The sequence below is a fragment of the Dyella sp. 01N448 genome, assembly GCF_056399225.1.
Window position 1 is genome coordinate 243655 of record NZ_JBFTQX010000005.1, and the last position, 18755, is coordinate 262409.

Sequence of the window (18755 nt, forward strand, 5' to 3'; positions counted from 1 at the left end):
TCGGTGATCGCCCGAGTGAGGCGCATCGCCATGCTGGCCGATGCGCCGCAACGGCGATCATCGGAGGCGGGTGGTGTTCACTCGACGCTCGTCACCGAGCCGGCGGGCGTACTGCTGGAGACAGTAGATCGCCGTGCCCAGGCTGGCCGTGACGGCCACGGGAAGCGGCCATGGCAGCGGTTTGCCGGGGAATCCCCGCGCCTGCGCTTGGCGGCACTGCTCGCTGTCGACACGCAAGCGCGTGAGGGCCAGCACCGCCAGCGCGATGTCGCCGCGAGTGACAAGACGCAGGGGTTCGGGCCATGCCATCGACGTGGATGACGGGGCGTGAGGCGGAGGAGTGAGGGTGTCGTCAGGGGGAACGGACGAGCGAATGCGTACCGTATGATCGCGGGTAGCCATGATCAACTTCCGTATGAGTTGGTGATGGTTAGCGGGTCGTGGGTGTTGAAGCACTCACGGCCCGCGCCTCATGACCTGGTGGTCATGGTCATTCGCGAGGCCGTGCAACACGGCAGCGCGAATGACCGACTGACCCTAACAAGCAAGCTTGGTAGCGTCTGTCAGGGTTGAGCGAGATGGATGTCCGCGTGGCCGCAGGCGAGCGTGAGGGGTCGGGGCTGATAAAATGTCAGCGCATGGTCGCCACCGGATATATCGGCCGCGATAATCCGTACCGCTCGAAATCCCCGTCAGCTTTTACCTTCGTTGACCACGTACGTATAGAAGCGCACTCGGCCGTCCTCCGGCACCTGATACACCCCTTGCACCTCATAGGAAAAGCCCGGGAACCGGTTGCAGCTTTCCTCGAAAGCCAGGAAGTAATCGATCATGGGTTGCGCGCGATCGTCGTAGCGCTCGCCCGGTATCACGATGCCGATGCCCGGTGGATAGATCAGCGCGAGAGTGGCTGCAATGCGACCCTTGACCTGATCCATGGGCACAAAATCCACGCGTCCGCTGACCAGCGCTTCATTCGCTTCGCGTGCCGACATCGCCTGCTCCGGGAACGATTCGTAGCGAAAACTCAGGCGCTGCAATTCCTTGACGTTCTTTGACGCATAGAACTCGTGCATTTCCTGGGCGACCTGACGCACGGTGTAGCCGCGATATCGCTCCTGGTACTTGCGTGACAGAGCGGGAAGCACCTGATCGAGCGGATGGTCTTCGTCATAGTGATCGCGGAAGCGCTCCAGTGCAGCGAGCAGCATCGCCATCTTGCCCTCGCCTACCGCGGGCGTCATCAGGAAGAGAATGCTGTTGAGGTCATTCTTCTCCGGGATGACATGGTTCTCCCGCAGGTAGTTGGCGATCACCGTGGCAGGAATGCCGCTGCTGGCGTATGCGCCCGTTCTTGGATCGATACCGGGCGTGGTGAGCATGAGTTTGGTCGGGTCGACCATCGCGGCATCGGCTCCCAGATGCCGATAGCCGTGCCAGGTTTCCTGCGGGTCCAGCTGCCAGTACTCCTGTTCCACAGCCAATACATCGGTGGGCACGTCCTCCCACTTGACGCGTTCGCCCTGGTATTTCACGGTGTCCGGTACGAACGGATTGAGGAAGCCGGCGAACCGCTTGCGTATCGCCTTCCTGGCGTCGATCCCCAGTTTCACCATGTCATCCCACAGCACGCGACCAGCCTTGTCGGCATGCATCTGCGCGTTGACGTCCAGGCTGGAGAACAACGGATAGAACGGTGACGTCGACGCCTGCAGCATGAACATCTCGTTGAACCGTTTATGGTTCACGCGAAACGGCTGTTCGCGGATATGCGCGTCGCGCACATGGATCTGCGAGGCCTGCGAAAAGCCGGCCAACTGCTTGTGAGTTGACTGGGTGGCAATGATGCCCGGGTCCTTGTCGGTCAGCGACAGGCTCATGCCGAAGTGATCTTTCATCAGCGGATGGAAGGCACCAAAACCAGCCCATGCCTCGTCGAAGTGGATGTACTCGCAAAGATGGCCGATCTTCTCCAGCACCTTCTTCGCGTTGTACACCGTTCCGTCATAGGTGCATTGCTCGATGATGGCAACGCGGATGGGCCGCTCGCGTTTCCAGGCGTCGGTGTCCTTCAGGCGCGGATGATGCTTGATCTTGTCGCGTATCGACTCTTCATCAAAAGCAGCCCAGTCGATCGGACCCACCATGCCGAATCCGTTGCGATCGGCCTGGAGATAAATGGGAATGGCCCCGGCGAAGACCAGCGCACCGTGGTGATTGGACTTGTGGTTGTTCCGGTCGAACAGGACGATGTCGCGGCTGGTCAGCAGCGCCGTGTTGACCACTTTGTTCGATGCCGAGGTGCCGTTCAGCACGAAGTACGTACGATCGGCCAGGAAGACCCGCGCCGCGGCCTGTTGCGCCGCCAGTGCGGGACCTTCGTGGATCAGCAGGTCGCCCAGGGACACCATGGCGTTGCAGATGTCATCGCGGAACACGTTCTCGCCCATGTGCTCGTAGAACAAGCGGCCAGCCGGATGACGCATGAACATCTGTCCGCCCTGATGACCCGGGCAGGCCCAGGTGCGATTGGCGTCGAAATCGTATTGCATCAGCGTGCCGAAGAACGGCGTGAGCAGGCTCGACACGTATTGTTCCACCGAGGCCGCCAGGCGCTTCTCGTAGAAGTCGCGGCTTTCAAGATCAGCGATAACGACGCCGTCCAGCGACTTCAGGAACGGATCGTGGAACGTCTCATCGTGGCGATCGCTCATCATGAAGATGGGCATGCGCAGTCCACGCGCATCGCGGGTTTCGATAGCGACGGGCGCCAGTTCCCGCGACACCACGATGGCACCCACATCGGCGCCGGATCGAATCGCCTCTGCCAAATCCCGCGGCGACACTACCGACGTGCGGAAATGCAGATCCTGCTCGATGACGCTGCTGACCTCCTCGCTGCGGTCACCTGCAACGAGGATGCGGAAATAGTGCGTGAAGGGGATGCTCATGGCGACCACTCCCTGGAAAGGGTAATAAAGGTCGAACGGCGTCTGCGGTGATTGCAGTTTCCTGAGAATGCAGTGGGCGTGTGCTACCCGCGCTGCACCAGCGATTGTCGGCGAGATAACGTGAATCGGTCGCGAAGCGATCACGACACAAGTCGCGCGTGCGTACGATGGGTACCGACGTCGATGCCATTGCGGAAACATGCACGCCAGAATGCCAAAGGAAATACTACTGAGCGGAAACCACGCAAAACTACATAGGTAGGCGCGATGGTGATCAAGCGAAAGCGCGCTGGATCCAGTTGGCGGAAAACCTCCGTTACGAATCACCGAGCCTCAGCATTGAGCCCGCACGTGGTGACCTTCAGACCTGCTGCGATCGGGGAAAGTACACCATGGTCGGCGCATCGGCCTGGGCAATCTCGACGGTGACATGCGCCAATTCTTCATGGATGGACAAATGCCCGCGCACCAGGGCCGGCGTCAGGGGTGCGTCGGTGACGAGGCCCAGGATGCAGGCGTAGCGGCCTTTGCCCACCCGCCAGACATGGAGATCGCTAATGGACGTGCCTGGGAGCTTGTCGGTTACGACATCGCGGATTTCTTCCACGACGGGCGCATCCATATCCGCATCGAGCAAGATGCGACCAGACTGCTTGAGCAGGCTGACGGCCCACTGAGCGACCAGGACGGAACCCACGACACCCATGACGGGATCCAGCCAAGAGATGTTGAGGAATTTGCCACCCAGCAGAGCGAGGATGGCAAGCACCGATGTGGCCGCATCAGCAATCACGTGGAGATAGGCTGAGCGCAAGTTGATGTCATGGTGGTGATCGTGCGCGTGACCATGGCCGTGATCGTGATCGTGATCGTGGTGATGACCATCTTTCAATAGCCAAGCACAAAGCAGGTTGACGAAGAGCCCCACCACCGCGATTGGAATGGCTTGGTTGTAGTGAATGGGGGCTGGGTTCACCAGGTGCTCGATGGATTGCACAAGCATCAGCACAGCCACCACGCCCAGTAAGAGCGCGCTGCTATAACCACCCAACACTTCGATCTTCCAGGTGCCAAAGGCAAAGCGGCTGTCTGTGGCCAATCGCCGCGCCAGGACATAAGCCCCCGCGGAGACGCCCAACGCCAATGCATGGGAACTCATGTGCCAGCCGTCTGCCAGGAGGGCCATGGAATTGAGCCAGTACCCGCCAACAATTTCTACCACCATCATGATCGCGGTGATGACGACGGCCCGAAGGGTGTTCTTCTCGGCAAGCGGATTGCCTTCGTTGAACTGGTGGGGGTGCTTGAAGGGCGATGGGTCAGGGATCGTCACGACGGGTATCTCATACATGGTATACCCCCCTATACTATGCGCATCATCAGGAGATCACCATGTCTCACACCATCCAGAACAAAAAGTCCTTGATCACGCGGGTGCGCCGCATCAGCGGCCAGGTGGCGTCATTGGAAAAGGCGCTGGAGGCGGATGCCGACTGCGATGCGGTGTTACAACAGGCCGCCTCGATACGCGGTGCGGTCCAAGGACTGATGAGCCAACTGCTGGAGGAACACCTGAGGGAACATGTGGCCGCAGCCAACCCAAAGGCTTTACGGGAATTGGAACCCGTGATGGCCGTGCTGCGTAGCTACCTGCGTTGATGCCGCTTCCATCGGAGCCTGTGCCCCAACTTGCGGACAATCCAGGGCCCTGCCAAACGGAAAGCAGTCGCTAAACAGGCCTTCCGCTCCCCATCAGCTTCGGATCCCAACCCGCACGCTGAGCCCCGGCGTTGTAGGCAGTCCGAAAAAACGCCAGCAGATCACCATCCGGGTCTTTCGATAGGCGCAGGTCGTCGTAATCCAGGATGAACTCGCCCATCGTCGCATCCCAACGGGCGCTTGCGTGACTGATGGGTGCGCCTTCGATGCCTGCGGGCTGCGGATAGGCAAACGAATAGAACGCCGGCTTCGGATACGCGGCGCTGCCAGCCCACCAACCCATCTCGATCAGCTCGGCGTTCATCGCATTGCGGCGGATATAGTCGGACTTGGGTGGAGGCGCCACGGCCTTGCCGTTGTAGAGCACATCGCGGATATCGAGCGTTCCCCACATCAGCCCGATGGGTTGCGTCTTGCCCTCGAAGGCACCGCGGAAAACCTGCATCACGCGCTGTGTGCTCAGCATGATGCGCCACCAGTGATGGGCCAGGGTTGGCTCATACGGGCGAGGCTCTTTGTCCTGGTCAAATGGAATGGGGTTGGCCACTTCTTGTGGCATCAGGTTGATGGATACGTCGACACCTGCCTTGCGCAGCAGGTCGAAGAGCCGTTCCACAAACTCAGCCACCGACATCGGCGCCAACTTGAAGCTCCCCGAGCTGCCCCAGCTGGTGACACAGATCAACTCGTGAGCCATCAGGTCGACGTTGACCTCATACACACCACCCGCATAGTCGATCGGCCCCGTGGTCAATCCACGTGCGCTCATCGCCATCGCGATCGCAGACCACTGCGGCTGAAACGGTGCCTTGAGCTTCAACTTGCCAACGGCTTGCAGTCCCATATGCAGCAAGTACTGGGTACCGGCGAAGTCCGGGTAGGAAAGTTCAGGCCATGGGTCGCGATGGCTATCGTTCGTGGCAGGCATGGCAGCGTCCTTATCGGAGGGAAAGACGTCGACTGCAACGTGACGCCGCAGCCATTCCGGGCGCGGCTCGCCGAGCCCTGCGCGATCGACATCGACGTCGCGTTACGGCTCGCCGCCCTGCTCTTGCCACTGCTTGAACTTCGCGCACATGTCCTCGGTCCAGCGAGGCTCGCCGCACGACGGCGGCGGCATGTGACCACTGGATACGGACTTGTAGATGGCGTCCGCATGCTGGAACACGCTGTCGCGGTCACCAAGGTCCATGCTCTTGATCATGTGAGCGACATCCATGCCCGTGAACATGGGGAGGATATCGCTGGTGAAACTCAGCTTGGCAGGCGTTGGCATAGGTCATCTCCCGGAGGGAACGCAGAGCACCGGAAACTCCCGGCAGTCCGCCACACGCTACGCCGTGCAACGTCAAAGAGCCGTCGCCTGATCGGTGGCCGCGCCTTGCGCGCGGCCACCCTCCCTCGGATTACTTGCCTTCGGGCACGAGATTGGCCAGCTTGCCCTTCTTGTCGAACTGGCAGCTGAAATTCTTCTTGCCATCCATGCCGGCGTCGGCAACGCCGGTGATCGTGTAGCCAGCATCGGCAGCCTGCACCGGCTGCAGCTGGATATAGTCGTTCTTCACATCGAACTTCTTCGCCGCCGCATCCAGGCAGCGGGTGGTCAGCTTGCCGGGATCGGGGCGGTCCGAAGCAAAGGCGTGCGAGCTAAGGACAAGCGCTAGCGAAGCGGCCAGGAGCAAGGAAGGATGGCGCATGGGTCGATCTCCGTACGAGGCACGAGGCCGGATTCATTACCAGCCCGAGTTTGCCTTTCGATTCCTTGCGCTAGGATGAATCGCGTATGCGGAGAAACGTGTTCGCACCATTCGTGTCGTGAGCGCGGCGTCGCAGAATGGTGTAGACGATGGTCGCGCATCGCAATGGCACCCAAAGAAAAAGGAGCGCATCGGCGCTCCTCTGGCTGGAAAAGGTGCCAGAAATTGTCTCTGGCACCCTCTACTGACATCACTGATAGCCCACCGTGAATGTGGCCAAGCCTTTGACCAGTCCCGGCGTAACGGTGTTACTGGTGGTGATGTATCGCGCGGTGAACGGAACCGTCAAGGTGCCGTTCGCGCTGGATCCGGCGTTGAACTGATTCTGGTTTCCAATCGTGGCGGAATCGGGACCGAAACTTACCGCTGTACCGTTGCGCAAGACCTGGATACCCACGCCAGTGGCGGTTGAGCCGGCGGCCAAATTCAACGTGCTGCTGCGATTGCTCGGAACGGTAGCGTCCGTCAACGTCATATAGGCCGTGGTAAGCGCGGTGCCATTACCGCCACTGCATGTAAGTTGCAGATTGAAGTCGACCGGGTTGAAGGTTTGGCCTATGGGGAGGTGGGGATTAGATACCGTGCCCATGGGGACGTTCACCGATTTCGTGGAAACCGAACACGTGGGATTGACGACTTTCACGACAAACGAAGCGTTCCACAAATAGGAAACAAAGAACTGATATCTGGCGCCGTTGGAATGTGTGAGATCGAGTCTGCCGAACTCACCAGACAATGTGCCGCCAGTGGTGATGTTGCCAACCTTCACGAGGCGAATGGTGGTCGGTCCAGCGGCAATGTTGGGTCCTGTAATGCTGCTATAAGGGAGGGTGAGCGGTGCTACGTTGCTACCACCCCATCGGTAAGCCAATCCAGGAATACCGGTTTGCCCATACGAACTGTCATAACCTGGAACGGGGGCACCGGTTATATAGTAATAGGCGCCCGCACCCTGCCCACTGCAGGAACCGGTCCCCATAGGAAGCTGCACCGTAATGGTGGCGACCGTTTGTCCGATGGGGGCACTGTTGTCGATGGAAATGGTTTGCCCGCCTGTCACGGTGAGCGCATAAGCCGGCGATCTAGAGCAAGAGACATCCGCGTGTGCCGGTGAAGGCAGGAGAGGCGCCAATACCAACGTGCTCAGAATAAGCAGATATTTTTTGAAGAAATGACTCATCACTGAAATCCTCGAAGGCGCAGAGACCGATGGCCCCTTCGCGTGTTCACTGTCATTGGCAACGTGCGTCTACGGCATCGAGCACGGCACTGGACTGGCCCTTGTCACGCGCCGGCAGCTGGTAGCTGACCTTGCACTGCTTGGCCTCGTCATCACCCCAGCGCACCAGCAAAGTGCCCCCGTCTTCCGCACCGCGCACGAACAGCTGGCCGCCCTGGCCGACCATGCCGACGGTGTCGCCCTTGTCGTTGAGCACATCGGCGCCAAACGGCAGCGCTTCGCCATTGGCCTGGGTGGCACGGATCATCACGGCGCGACCGCTGACGGTGTTGAACTTCAGCGGGATCACCGCACCGGCGCGCGGCGCCGTCTGTACACGCGTGGTCTGCAGCTCCACGTCCATCGAGGTGCCTAGCGGATCGAGCGTCACATCGTTCATGCGGTACGGCATCAGACCGGTGGCCACGGCGTAACCGCGACGATCGATCTTGGACTGGCCATTGCTGCTGATCAGCGCGCCCTTGGCATCCGGCGCTTCCACGATGGCAATCGGATTATCGAGACTGAGCGACGGCGCCAGCGTCACGCCACCCGGATGGACCACCACGCCACCGGAGGCACTGACGCCGCCTTGCTGGTAGTGGCTGGCATAAGAGTAGTTGGCGTTGAGGTTGGCGTACGACGCCTGCCAGCCGACACTCGCACTGGTCGTGGTCTGCGCGCCGCTCTGATCCGCGTAACCCAAGCTGGCGTTGTAGTTGTACTGGCTGCGATCGCCGAAATTGCCGCTGACCGTCGCGCGATCGGTGTTGCCCGCGTAGTCATCACGCGTGGCCGACAGGGTGAGGTTGGGCCGGTTGCGTGAAGGTGCACCCAGTGGCAGCGAGACGTTGACACCGAACTGATTGTCGTACTTGCTGCCAGCGTAAATTGGGCTGGAAGCGTAGGTACGACTACCCGTGATACCGAAGTTGATGTTGTGCCAGGTGTTGGTGTAACCCAACTGATAGGTCGTGGCGGTAGGCGAATTATTCCAATAGCTCGAACGTGAGCCATTGAAATAGAGCTGTCCGTACTTGCCGCCGAAGTCCTGGTTCAACGTGACTTGCAGGCGTTGCTTGTTGCGATAGGGCACGCCGACATTGACGTCGGTGCTGCGATAGCTGGTCATCACATCCTGACCCTGCACAGCATCCTGCAAGGAGAGGTAGTTTTCATTGGAGTAGCGGTACGCCGCCACCGCAAAGGTGGTGCCGTAGGTGGGTACGTTCTTCGCGTAGGACAGACGCGCGCTGTAGCCGGACAGCGAGCTGCCTGCCCCGGCGAAGTTGGTGTGCGAATTGGTGACGTCCACGCCAAAGGCGCCTGCCGGCGTGTTGACTGCCGCACCGACCAGATAGCTCTTGTACAGCGCGCGATAGGTCGACTGCACGCCACCGTACACAGTCAACCAGTTATTGATACCGCGCTGATATGTCCCCTCAACGAAATAAGGCTTGCCGTTGACCAGCGAATCGTCGCGCACCTGACCGTTGGTGACGGCCCAACGCCCCATGCCGGGACGCAGCAGCATGGGTACCGATGCATACGGCACCACAAACGTATGAATGCTGCCATCCGCTTCATGGACGATGACATTGATGTCGCCGCCGTAACCGGTGGCGTACAGATCGTTGATAACGAAGGGACCCGGAGCGACCGTGGTTTCGTACAGCAGATTGCCGTTCTGCCGCACTTCCACGCGCGCTTGAGTGTTGGCCACGCCGCGCACGGTGGGCGCATAGCCTTGCTGCGAGTCGGGCAGCATGCGGTCGTCGCTGTACATGGTGACGCCACGGAATGCCGTGGCGTCGAACAGAACGCCTTGTGTATAGCTATCACCCAGAGTGAGCTGCGCCTTCCACAGGTCCACGTCGTGCGTGGCGGTGGTGTTGACGTTGTTGTACCGGGTACGGCCGGTATTCTGATCCCAGGTGACAGATTCCTGGCTACGCAGACGCCAGCCCGCTACGTTGAGGCCAAGATTGAGGCCCAGATACGCATTGATATCGTTGCTGTGATAGCCGGCGCTGCGCGCCGAGTAGCTGTCCTTGCTGACTGGCACATAGCTGCCATTGGTCGACAGCATGTAGTTGCCGTTGGCATTGGGCAGATAGGTGCCATCGGCGCCCATCGCATAGGTGCTGCCGTTTTGCACCGTGACTTGATTGCCGTCGGTGCCCAGCGCCGTACCGACGCCCAATCCACGTACACCCGCGTAACTCTGGTTGTTGGAGTAGGCATTGAAGTTGTAGTTGACCAGAAAAGCAGTTTCGCCCTGGTCCCACAACTCAGGACTCACGTACCCTCGTGCGCGGCGCAAGAGCGAACCCTGCGGAATGGACACATCCAGACGCAACGCGCCGGTATCCATCTTGGCGCTGGCATCCTGGCTCACATGACCGATGGAAATGCAGCTATTGCCGGGATTGACTATTGACTGGTCGAGCTTGCTGACATCAACGCCCATCTGCAGCAGCGTGGCGTACGAAAAGCATGGCTGCGCGTTATCGCTGCCTTCGACCGGGTGAAAGTTGATGTCCTCGACCGCGACGCGAATGTTGTTCACGTAGAGATCGGAACGATAAACACCCGGCAGCACCGGATTGCCTTTCTCAAAACGTGAGACGTCCACGTTCTGAGAGCCCGTCGTAAAGGCACCATTGAACTCGACCGCGCCACCTGGCGCCGGATCGATGGCCGGGCTCACCGCTGCAGGCGCTGCCGCGCTCCAGCCTACGCAGGGCACAAGGCCAAGCGAGACGGCAACCAACAAGGCAAGCGGCTTGCGCTCCATGGCGACCGGAATGATTGGGTGTACTTTTTCCATATCGAAGCGCTGCCTGGGCAAGAACGTTTGTTCGGTGGCAGACGGTGAAGTCGAGCTCACCGAACTGAGGTTTAAGGCCAGATCCGGGTTGCAACTCTCCATGCGCCCGTTGTCGGGCGCCTTCTCGAGCGCAGGGGGAGCTAGCGGCGACTGCTGAAACGAACCACTTCTTTTCAGCGGTGACTACGGCTGTGCGTCAGCGCGAAAAAGCAACCTCGTGTGATTCAAAGCCGCCGAAGTCATTGATGACATCAACCGTCAGCTTGCCGCCGGCTGCATTCAAGTCGCCATTGACCGGAAGCTTCTCCGTACCCTTGGCGGGACACATGCCGCCTTTGGCGTCGATGGTCTGCGGCACCGTTGAGCCCTTGGCCACAACCGAGGCAATCGACACGTTGTATGGTGTCGGGTTGGTGCACTCCGCGATAAAACCATTCCCATCGGGCCTGACACGCCAGGTCACCTGGTCAACCGCGTCGAACGCGTTGCCGGGCAGGCCCTTGGGCCGATAGAAAATCTTGATGCGCGAACGGATGGCGAACTGCAGAAAGTTGTTGCTGTCGCCGTCGGTGGCCTTGGGCTTCGTGGGGATCTCCAGCACGTTGAGCCAAAATACCGTTTCGCGATCCTGCGGAGGATTGCCGCCGGTGAACATGATGCGCAGTGTCTGGCCTTTGCCCGCATCCACGCGGGACATTGGCGGCGTCAGAAGAAATGGCGCCTTGCTGGTCTCGGGGTTGGCTTGCAGATCGCCGTCATCGACCCAGGACTGCAGCAGCAACGGTGAGGTGCCGTTGTTGATCATGCTGAGGGTGACCTCGCGCTCAGCCGCCGGATAGATCACACGCGTACCATTGATTTGGATACCTGCGTAGGCGCTGCTGAGCCCACCAACAGCAAGGGCGAGCGCGCAGGCGATACGGGTGAGCTGCTTCATGGCGATTCTCGACGCAATCATGGTCAAAAGAGTTGGGAATGGCGAGGCCGGGCATCGGCCTCGCCAGGTAAATCACCAATCGCCAGCGATTAGTTGTAGATCACCGAGTACATGACTGCGGTGTTCACCAGGCCGACGGTGGCAGCGCCGCCCGTGGCGACGTACTGAGCCACGTAGTCAAGCTGAGCCTTGCCGCCGGAGACGGTGGCCTGCGGCGAACCGCTGCTCGTCCACAGGTTGATCTGCGAACCGTTGGTGTTCAGCACGCCCACTTCCACGTTGTTGGCCATGCCGCCCGTGCCCGGGGTCTTGTTCTTCAGGCGGCCCGTGGCCGGATTGACCATCGCCGAGGCGAAGCCGCTCGGCGTGGTGGCGCCGTCAAAGTGCAAGGTCACCTTGGTGCCGTCGGCGCAGTTGCCGCCCGTACCACCAGCAACGATCAGCGAGAAGGGATGGTCACCGGCGGTCTGGCCATTGGCTGCCAGCGCGTTGACGCTGACCGTGTCGAGCTTGACGGTGATGTCCTTAGCGGCGCCGTCGGTGCCCGCGCCGCCGGTCACGGTGCAGATGGTGTCCGTGATCTGGCCGGTGAAAGTGATGGTGCCGTCGGAAGCCTGCGCCTGCAGAGCTGCGAAGCCAAAGGTGGCAGCCAGAACGGCAGAGAAAAGAGTCTTCTTCATATGAGCTAGTCCTTGAGGATTTAAAGTCGTATTCCAGGGATCGACTGGAAGCTTGTATTTCTCGCCTCGTGATCCGAATTACCCATCAATGGGTAAGGCGCATAGCCTGCAGAAGTCTTGCTCCTGGCTGGCGAGGCATATCTTCGCGACCCGGTTAGCCGGGCGGAATCAGAGCGGTCTCAAAAGTTCCGGAGATTTAACGAGCGGACGTGGCTGTCGCGCTCGTTCTCAGTAGCGCAAACGGCAGCAGGGTCCGGTATTGCGCTATCCACAAAGACTGGCAGCTGCAAAAAAATATGCTGTGCGCTTTAAGCGCTCAGATACGCGAGAGAAAGCCGAAATCACTTCATCGCGTGATTTCGTGCCTGATTCATGGCGAAAAATGAGAGAGTTCTTATTTCATTTCGCGATGTCTGGTGTCGCAGCGGTTATTCGTCATCACGAATGTTTGCGAGCACCCTGGCTATCGAAAGTCGAAGATGCGCAGCGTTGCGGCAACGCGCATGGGATTGCCACGCAACCCGAGTGACACCCAACACCACTCTGCACAAGACTGCGCGGTGGAGGTACTACGCGGTTATGTGTGGGAATTGGTCAGACAAGCCAATCACTCGTCGCGAACGACGGCCTGCACCACCTGACTCTCGGCGAGCAACAACTGCGTGTCGATCTCGGTACCGATGTCGCGAGCGAATTTCTCTACCGCCTGGATGGTGGCTGGATCCAGTTGCCTGGGTTGCGGATCGACCGCGCACAAGGTGCCGAAGAATTGTCCGTAGGCGCGGTAGATGGGCACGGCGATATAGCTCTCGAAGCCATACAGCGCCGGCGTGGGGTGGTTCGAAAAAATCGGGTGCGTGCTCGCATGGTTGAACGTGACCGTCTGACCATGCTGGCGGATGTCGTTGCAGATGGTGGTTTCCAGCACCAGGTCCTGCCCTGCCCGCAAGCCGAACTGGATCGCGTCGTACACCGCGCAGGCGGTCCATCGCGTATCCGATACCTTGGCCACGGTGACGAAGCGCATGCCGGTCTCGCGCGATACGGCCTGGAGTATCGATGCCACGCCGGGCATGCGTGCGATCAGGGCGACATCGCGACTGGTTGTTGCGTTTTCACCGGTAGCCAAGGTGGACCCGGGCGCCAGGCGCTCGCGCATGCGACGCTGCAGGCTCAGGCGCGACACGCGATGCACGAAGTCGCGCAGGTCGCTGGTCACCGCGCGCAGCTGCGCGGCGGGGCCGGTCACCACCAATTGGCGGGCATCGATGCGCACGTCGTGCAGTTGGTGCTGGGCTTTGAACTCGTCGACTTCGGCGACGAAGGCTTCGATCCAGTAGTGATCGGGGCGGGCGCTCAGGAAGGCGAGCATCAGGGGCTCGGCCTTGCCCTCACCATCGACGCAGGGCGCCGGCAGGTCGAATCCGGCCACGGTCGGCGGCCAGACGTATTCGGATGCGTCCTGTGATGCCATGACGTTGATGATTCCCCGATCGCCACCCCGGGCCAGTATGCGCCATGTGATGGCGATGTGACGCCCTACTTAGGTGTAATTCCGGGGTACTCAAAAGCGGGGGCGGCGCCAGGGCCTAAGTGGTCACAGCCGGCGCGGGAGCGGTCACCGGACGCAGGTCCTGCAGGGTCGTCGGCAGCAGCTCGCTGATGGTCGGGTGGATGTGTACCGCGTGCGTTACAGTCCGGTACGGCGCATCGGCGTACATCACATCGAGCAGGCAGTGGATCGCCTCGTCGCCGCTGGCGCCGAGGATGGCGGCGCCGAGAAGACGTTCGCTTTGACCGTCGACGATGACCTTCATGAAGCCCAGCGTCTCGCCTCGCTCGATGGCGCGGCCGACACGTGTCATCGGGCGCACGCCGACCTGCACGTCGTGGCCCTTTTGCAGGGCTTCGGTCTCGGTCAGGCCGATGCGTCCCAGGGGCGGGTCGATGTACAGCGCATAGGCGGGGATGCGATCGGAGATGCGGCGAGGCTCGTTGTCCAGCACGTTGGCGGCGACGATCTCGTAGTCGTTGTAGGAGGTGTGGGTGAAGGCGCCGCGACCGTTGCAATCGCCCATGGCCCAGATGCCCTCGACATTGGTGCGGCATTGATCGTCGACCACGATGTAGCCGTTCTTGTCCATCTTGACGCCGGCCTTGTCCAGGCCGAGGTCGTCCGTGTTCGGACGCCGGCCCACGGCCAGCAGCAGATGCGTGCCGTGCACCTTCATGCGCGGCTCGGCGCATTCGGCGATCACGCAGATCTCGCCCGCCGAGCCCTCCAGCTCGATGCACTCCGCGCCAAGATGCAGGGTGATGCCTTCGCGCTCGAGGATATCCACGACGGCGGCGGAGACATCCGGATCTTCGCGCGGCAACAGGCGCTGGCTGCGCTCCACGATGGAGACCTCGGCGCCGAAGCGGCGAAACATCTGGCCGAATTCCAGGCCGATATAGCTGCCGCCCACGATCACCAGGTGCCTGGGCAGCTCTTGCAGTTCGAGGATGCCGACGTTGGTGAGATACGGCACCGTGCCTACGCCGGGGAAATTCGGCTCGACGGCACGGCCACCCACGTTGATGAAGAACTGGTCGGCCTCGATCAGCTCATCGCCGACACGCAGCGTCCGGGGCGATTCGAATTGCGCATGACCGCGAAACAAGGTGACGTTGGCCATGCCCGCCACCCAGTTCTCGACGTTTTCGCGCGAACGCCCGGAGATGCCTTGCGTGCGCTTCCACACCTGGGCCATGTCCACCGTGATCTCGCCGGTGCCCACGCCATAGTCCGCGGCACGACGTCCCATGTGGGCCACCTCCGCACTGGCCACCATGGCCTTGGTGGGAATGCAGCCGGTGTTGACGCAGGTGCCGCCCATCAGCTTGCGCTCGATCAGGGCCACTTTGCGCCCGGCGGCGCCCAGGCGTCCGGCCAGCGATGGGCCGGCCTGCCCTGCTCCGATTACTACTGCATCGAATCGCTTGGTCATGATGGCTGCCAGGGGGAATCCGAAAAACGTTAGCGTGGCACCGTGACAGGAAAGGTCGCGTCAAGGCGCGCCATCTCAACCACCGTCATCCCTGCGAAGGCAGGGATCCAGTGCCTTCGCGCTTCGTGAGACGAAAGTCGCTGGATCCCTGCCTTCGCAGGGATGACGAGCAAAAAATCAGTGCGTCGCCAGGCGGGCGGCATGGCTCGCCATGACGCGGTTTTCCTGCGCCGGCAGCACGCGTGTCTGCAGCGATGGAAAGCACGGAGCGAGATGGGCTTTGACGCTGGCGCGCGTCGGTTCGTCGTGTTCGCCGATGCCGCCCGTGAAGACCAGCAGGTCCACGCCGCCCAGTACCACCGCCATGCCGGCGGCCTGCCGCGACACGGACAAGGCGAACTGCTCCAGCGCCAGTGCGGCCAGCGGTTGATGCTTGGCGGCGCGCAGTTCGCGTACGTCGGCGCTGAGATCAGAAATGCCACGCAGACCCGAGCGATGTTCCAGCAAGTCGTTCAGCTCGCTCGGGCTGGCGTGCCCCTCGCGGAGCAGAAACAGCATCACGCCGGGATCGAGATCGCCCGGGCGCGTTCCCATCAGAATGCCGCCGGTCGGGGTCATGCCCATGCTGGTGTCGATGGACTGGCCATCGCGTACAGCGGTGAGGCTGGCGCCGCTGCCGAGGTGGGCGATGATCAACCGGACCGGCACCGGATCCAGCTGCGCGAGGATCGACTCGCACGAGAGGCCGTGAAAGCCATAGCGCTGCACGCCTTTTGCCAGCAAGGCGTGCGGCAACGGCAAGATGCGCGCCGTATCAGGAAGGTCGCGATGAAAGGCGGTGTCGAAACAGGCGATTTGCGAAGCCTGCGGCAGCGCCTTGATCGCATGCCTCACCCATCCAAGGGCGGCGGGAACATGCAGCGGCGCAAAGCTGGCGGCAGCTTCGATCTTGCGCAGCACATCGTCGTCGATCAGGCAGTGTTCCCGCAGCCATGGACCGCCATGCACGATGCGGTGAGCGACCGCGTCAATCGTGGTGATGCCCGCGAGCTTACGCAAGGCATCCCGCGCTGCCTCATCGCCCTCACCAGCAAGCTCCCGCTCCACCGAGCGGGATCCGTCGTGATAGCGCAACTGCCGGCGCTCACCCCGTGTCTGGATCTCACCTTCGGCCACTGCTTGTGGCCCGTCCGAGTCCACCCGATAGATACCGAACTTCAGCGACGAGGAGCCGACATTCAGGGTCAATACCTTCATGCAGGCTGCCATTGCCAGTTGAGGATGTCCGGCAGATCCACGCCGTGCTCACTCACGTAGAGACGATGGCGCTCGATATCGCTCCAATAGCGCTGTCTCGCCTCCGCGCGCATGGCCACGAGCCTTGGCACGCGATTGACCACATCCAGGGCGAGCTGAAAACGGTCGAGGTTGTTGAGCACCATCATGTCGAATGGCGTGGTGGTGGTGCCCTCTTCCTTGTAGCCGCGCACGTGGATGTTGTCGTGGTTGTGCCGGCGATAGGTGAGCTTGTGGATGATGCCCGGATAGCCGTGGAAGGCGAAAATCACCGGCTTGTCGCGCGTGAACAGGCGATCGAACTGGTCGTCATCCATGCCGTGCGGGTGTTCGTCGGCGGTCTGCAGGGTCAGCAGGTCGACCACGTTGACCACGCGGATGCGCAAGTCCGGGATGCGCTGGCGCAGCAGCATGACGGCTGCCAACGCTTCAACGGTAGGCGCGTCTCCGGCGCAGGCCAGCACCACATCCGGGTCGTCATCGCCGTGGCCGGCCCAGTGCCAGATGCCGGCACCTGCCGTGCAATGCGCGATGGCCGATTCGATATCCAGCCACTGCCAGTCCGGCTGCTTGCCGGAGATGATCAAGTTCACATAGTGACGGCTGCGCAGGCAGTGATCGGCTACCGACAGCAGGCAGTTCGCGTCCGGTGGCAGGTAGATGCGCACGATCTCGGCTTTCTTGTTCGCCACATGATCGATGAAGCCCGGGTCCTGGTGCGAGAAGCCGTTGTGGTCCTGATGCCACACATGCGAGCTGAGCAAGTAATTGAGCGACGCGATTGGTGGTCGCCAGGCCATGGTGCGGGTCACCTTCAACCACTTGGCGTGCTGGTTGAACATCGAGTCGACGATATGGATGAAGGCCTCGTAGCAGTTGAATAGGCCGTGCCGACCGGTGAGCAGATAGCCTTCCAGCCAGCCCTGGCATTGGTGCTCGCTGAGCATCTCCATTACACGGCCATCGGGCGCCAGATTCATGTCGGTATCGACGGTCTCGGCCATCCAGACCTTGGGCGAGACTTCGTAGACCGCTTCCAGGCGATTGGATGCAGTCTCGTCCGGACCAAATAGACGGAAGTTGCCGGTATCGCGATTGAGCGCCATCACGTCGCGCAGCCAGCGACCGAGATTGCGCGTGGCCCCGGCCTTGAGTGCGCCGGGGCGTTCGAAGCTCAGCGCATGATCACGGAAATTAGGCATGCGCAAAGGCTTCAACAAGCTGCCGCCATTGGCGTGCGGATTGGCGCTCATGCGTCGATGCCCGGTGGGCGGCAATTCGGCCAGCTCGTCGATCAGCGTGCCATTGCGGTCGAACAATGCCTGCGGTTGATAGCTTTGCATCCACTGTTCGAGGATCTGCAGATGCCCGGGCTTGGACATGTCCGACAGCGGCACCTGGTGCGCACGCCAGGTGCCTTCGACCGGCAAGCCATCGACAAAGGCGGGGCCGGTCCAGCCCTTGGGCGAACGCAACACGATCATCGGCCAGCGCGGCCGCGTGGCGGCGCCGGCACCTGCGCGACGGGCGCGACGCTGGATGCGCTGGATCCGCGAGAGACAGGCATCCATGGCCGCGGCAAACGCGACGTGCATCAGGGCGGGATCGTTGCCCTCGACAAAGATCGGGTCGTGGCCGTATCCCTGCAGCAGATATTTCAGTTCACGGTCGCCAATGCGCGCCAGCACCGTGGGGTTGGCGATCTTGTAGCCATTCAAATGCAGGATCGGCAACACCGCGCCGTCGCGCGCGGGGTTCAGGAATTTATTGGAATGCCAGCTGGTGGCGAGCGGGCCGGTCTCCGCCTCACCATCGCCAATGATGCAGGTGACGATCAGCTCGGGGTTGTCGAAGGCCGCGCCATACGCATGCGACAAGGAATATCCCAGCTCGCCGCCCTCATGGATCGAGCCCGGCGTCTCGGGCGCCACATGACTGGGCACGCCGTACGGCCAGGAAAACTGGCGGAACAACTGATGCATGCCTTCGCGATCGCGACCAACGTGCGGATAGACCTCGGTATAGGAGCCTTCCAGATAGCTGTTCGCAACCAGTCCGGGACCGCCGTGCCCCGGCCCGATCACGTAAATCATGTTCAGGTCGTGCTGCCGGATGATCCGGTTCAGATGCACGTAGATGAAGTTGAGCCCGGAGGTGGTGCCCCAGTGGCCGAGCAGACGCTGTTTGACGTGCTCCAGCCGCAACGGCTCTTCAAGCAGCGGATTGTCCCGCAGGTAGATCTGCCCGACGGTGAGATAGTTCGCTGCATTCCAGTAGCGATGCATCCGGTCCATCAGGACGGGATCGAGTGACGGCATGGCGCGCTTCCTCAGGTCCGGAACTCAAGGCCCCGGATCGTGCCAATCGCCGCGTGCA

At 61.2% G+C, this 18755-nt stretch carries 16 protein-coding genes; 2 read left to right on the forward strand and 14 right to left on the reverse strand.

Annotated features, from left to right (window positions below):
• Positions 1–57 precede the first annotated feature (57 nt).
• The 3 genes from AC1DKY_RS10765 to dmeF form a co-directional block, all read right to left on the reverse strand.
• A complete protein-coding gene (locus AC1DKY_RS10765; protein ID WP_441603349.1) occupies positions 58–402 on the reverse strand; it encodes a hypothetical protein in 345 nt (114 codons plus the stop codon).
• Between the two features lie 290 nt (positions 403–692).
• On the reverse strand, positions 693–2951 hold the full coding sequence (speC, locus tag AC1DKY_RS10770; RefSeq protein ID WP_441603348.1) for an ornithine decarboxylase: 2259 nt from the start codon (positions 2949–2951) through the stop codon (positions 693–695).
• A gap of 361 nt (positions 2952–3312) precedes the next feature.
• The gene (dmeF, locus tag AC1DKY_RS10775; RefSeq protein ID WP_441603347.1) at positions 3313–4302 is read right to left on the reverse strand and encodes a CDF family Co(II)/Ni(II) efflux transporter DmeF; all 990 of its coding nucleotides are present in this window, start codon (positions 4300–4302) and stop codon (positions 3313–3315) included.
• Positions 4303–4343: 41 nt separating this feature from the next.
• Between dmeF and AC1DKY_RS10780 the strand changes: the two genes are divergently transcribed.
• Positions 4344–4610, forward strand: a complete 267-nt coding sequence (locus tag AC1DKY_RS10780; RefSeq protein ID WP_441603346.1) for a metal/formaldehyde-sensitive transcriptional repressor — start codon at positions 4344–4346, stop codon at positions 4608–4610.
• Positions 4611–4680: 70 nt separating this feature from the next.
• On the opposite strand, the gene AC1DKY_RS10785 is transcribed toward AC1DKY_RS10780, so the two are convergent.
• The 7 genes from AC1DKY_RS10785 to AC1DKY_RS10815 form a co-directional block, all read right to left on the reverse strand.
• On the reverse strand, positions 4681–5598 hold the full coding sequence (locus AC1DKY_RS10785; protein ID WP_477179922.1) for a DUF5996 family protein: 918 nt from the start codon (positions 5596–5598) through the stop codon (positions 4681–4683).
• A gap of 102 nt (positions 5599–5700) precedes the next feature.
• Positions 5701–5946, reverse strand: coding sequence for a hypothetical protein (locus AC1DKY_RS10790; RefSeq protein ID WP_441603344.1), 246 nt, complete (start codon positions 5944–5946; stop codon positions 5701–5703).
• A gap of 130 nt (positions 5947–6076) precedes the next feature.
• Positions 6077–6367, reverse strand: coding sequence for a hypothetical protein (locus AC1DKY_RS10795; RefSeq protein WP_441603343.1), 291 nt, complete (start codon positions 6365–6367; stop codon positions 6077–6079).
• Between the two features lie 250 nt (positions 6368–6617).
• Positions 6618–7607, reverse strand: coding sequence for a fimbrial protein (locus AC1DKY_RS10800; protein ID WP_441603342.1), 990 nt, complete (start codon positions 7605–7607; stop codon positions 6618–6620).
• 52 nt (positions 7608–7659) lie between these two features.
• The gene (locus AC1DKY_RS10805; protein ID WP_441603341.1) at positions 7660–10476 is read right to left on the reverse strand and encodes a fimbria/pilus outer membrane usher protein; all 2817 of its coding nucleotides are present in this window, start codon (positions 10474–10476) and stop codon (positions 7660–7662) included.
• A 196-nt stretch (positions 10477–10672) separates the two neighbouring features.
• A complete protein-coding gene (locus AC1DKY_RS10810; RefSeq protein ID WP_441603340.1) occupies positions 10673–11413 on the reverse strand; it encodes a fimbrial biogenesis chaperone in 741 nt (246 codons plus the stop codon).
• A gap of 89 nt (positions 11414–11502) precedes the next feature.
• Positions 11503–12093 (reverse strand): fimbrial protein, encoded by a 591-nt coding sequence (locus tag AC1DKY_RS10815; RefSeq protein WP_441603339.1) that lies wholly within the window; start codon positions 12091–12093, stop codon positions 11503–11505.
• A gap of 259 nt (positions 12094–12352) precedes the next feature.
• Here AC1DKY_RS10815 and AC1DKY_RS10820 point away from each other — a divergent pair, with 259 nt between their 5' ends.
• Entirely contained in the window at positions 12353–12622 is a 270-nt protein-coding gene (locus tag AC1DKY_RS10820) for a hypothetical protein (protein ID WP_441603338.1), read from the forward strand.
• Between the two features lie 78 nt (positions 12623–12700).
• Here the strand turns inward: AC1DKY_RS10820 and AC1DKY_RS10825 are convergent, their stop codons facing one another.
• The 4 genes from AC1DKY_RS10825 to AC1DKY_RS10840 form a co-directional block, all read right to left on the reverse strand.
• Positions 12701–13567, reverse strand: a complete 867-nt coding sequence (locus tag AC1DKY_RS10825; protein WP_441603337.1) for a GAF domain-containing protein — start codon at positions 13565–13567, stop codon at positions 12701–12703.
• Between the two features lie 115 nt (positions 13568–13682).
• A complete protein-coding gene (locus tag AC1DKY_RS10830) occupies positions 13683–15083 on the reverse strand; it encodes an FAD-containing oxidoreductase (protein ID WP_441603336.1) in 1401 nt (466 codons plus the stop codon).
• A gap of 177 nt (positions 15084–15260) precedes the next feature.
• Positions 15261–16340 (reverse strand): acetate/propionate family kinase, encoded by a 1080-nt coding sequence (locus AC1DKY_RS10835; protein ID WP_441603335.1) that lies wholly within the window; start codon positions 16338–16340, stop codon positions 15261–15263.
• Positions 16337–18697 carry a phosphoketolase family protein gene (locus AC1DKY_RS10840; protein WP_441603334.1) on the reverse strand — a complete coding sequence of 787 codons (2361 nt, stop codon included), beginning with the start codon at positions 18695–18697 and terminating at the stop codon, positions 16337–16339. The genes AC1DKY_RS10835 and AC1DKY_RS10840 overlap by 4 nt, the downstream gene beginning before the upstream one ends.
• Positions 18698–18755 lie beyond the last annotated feature (58 nt).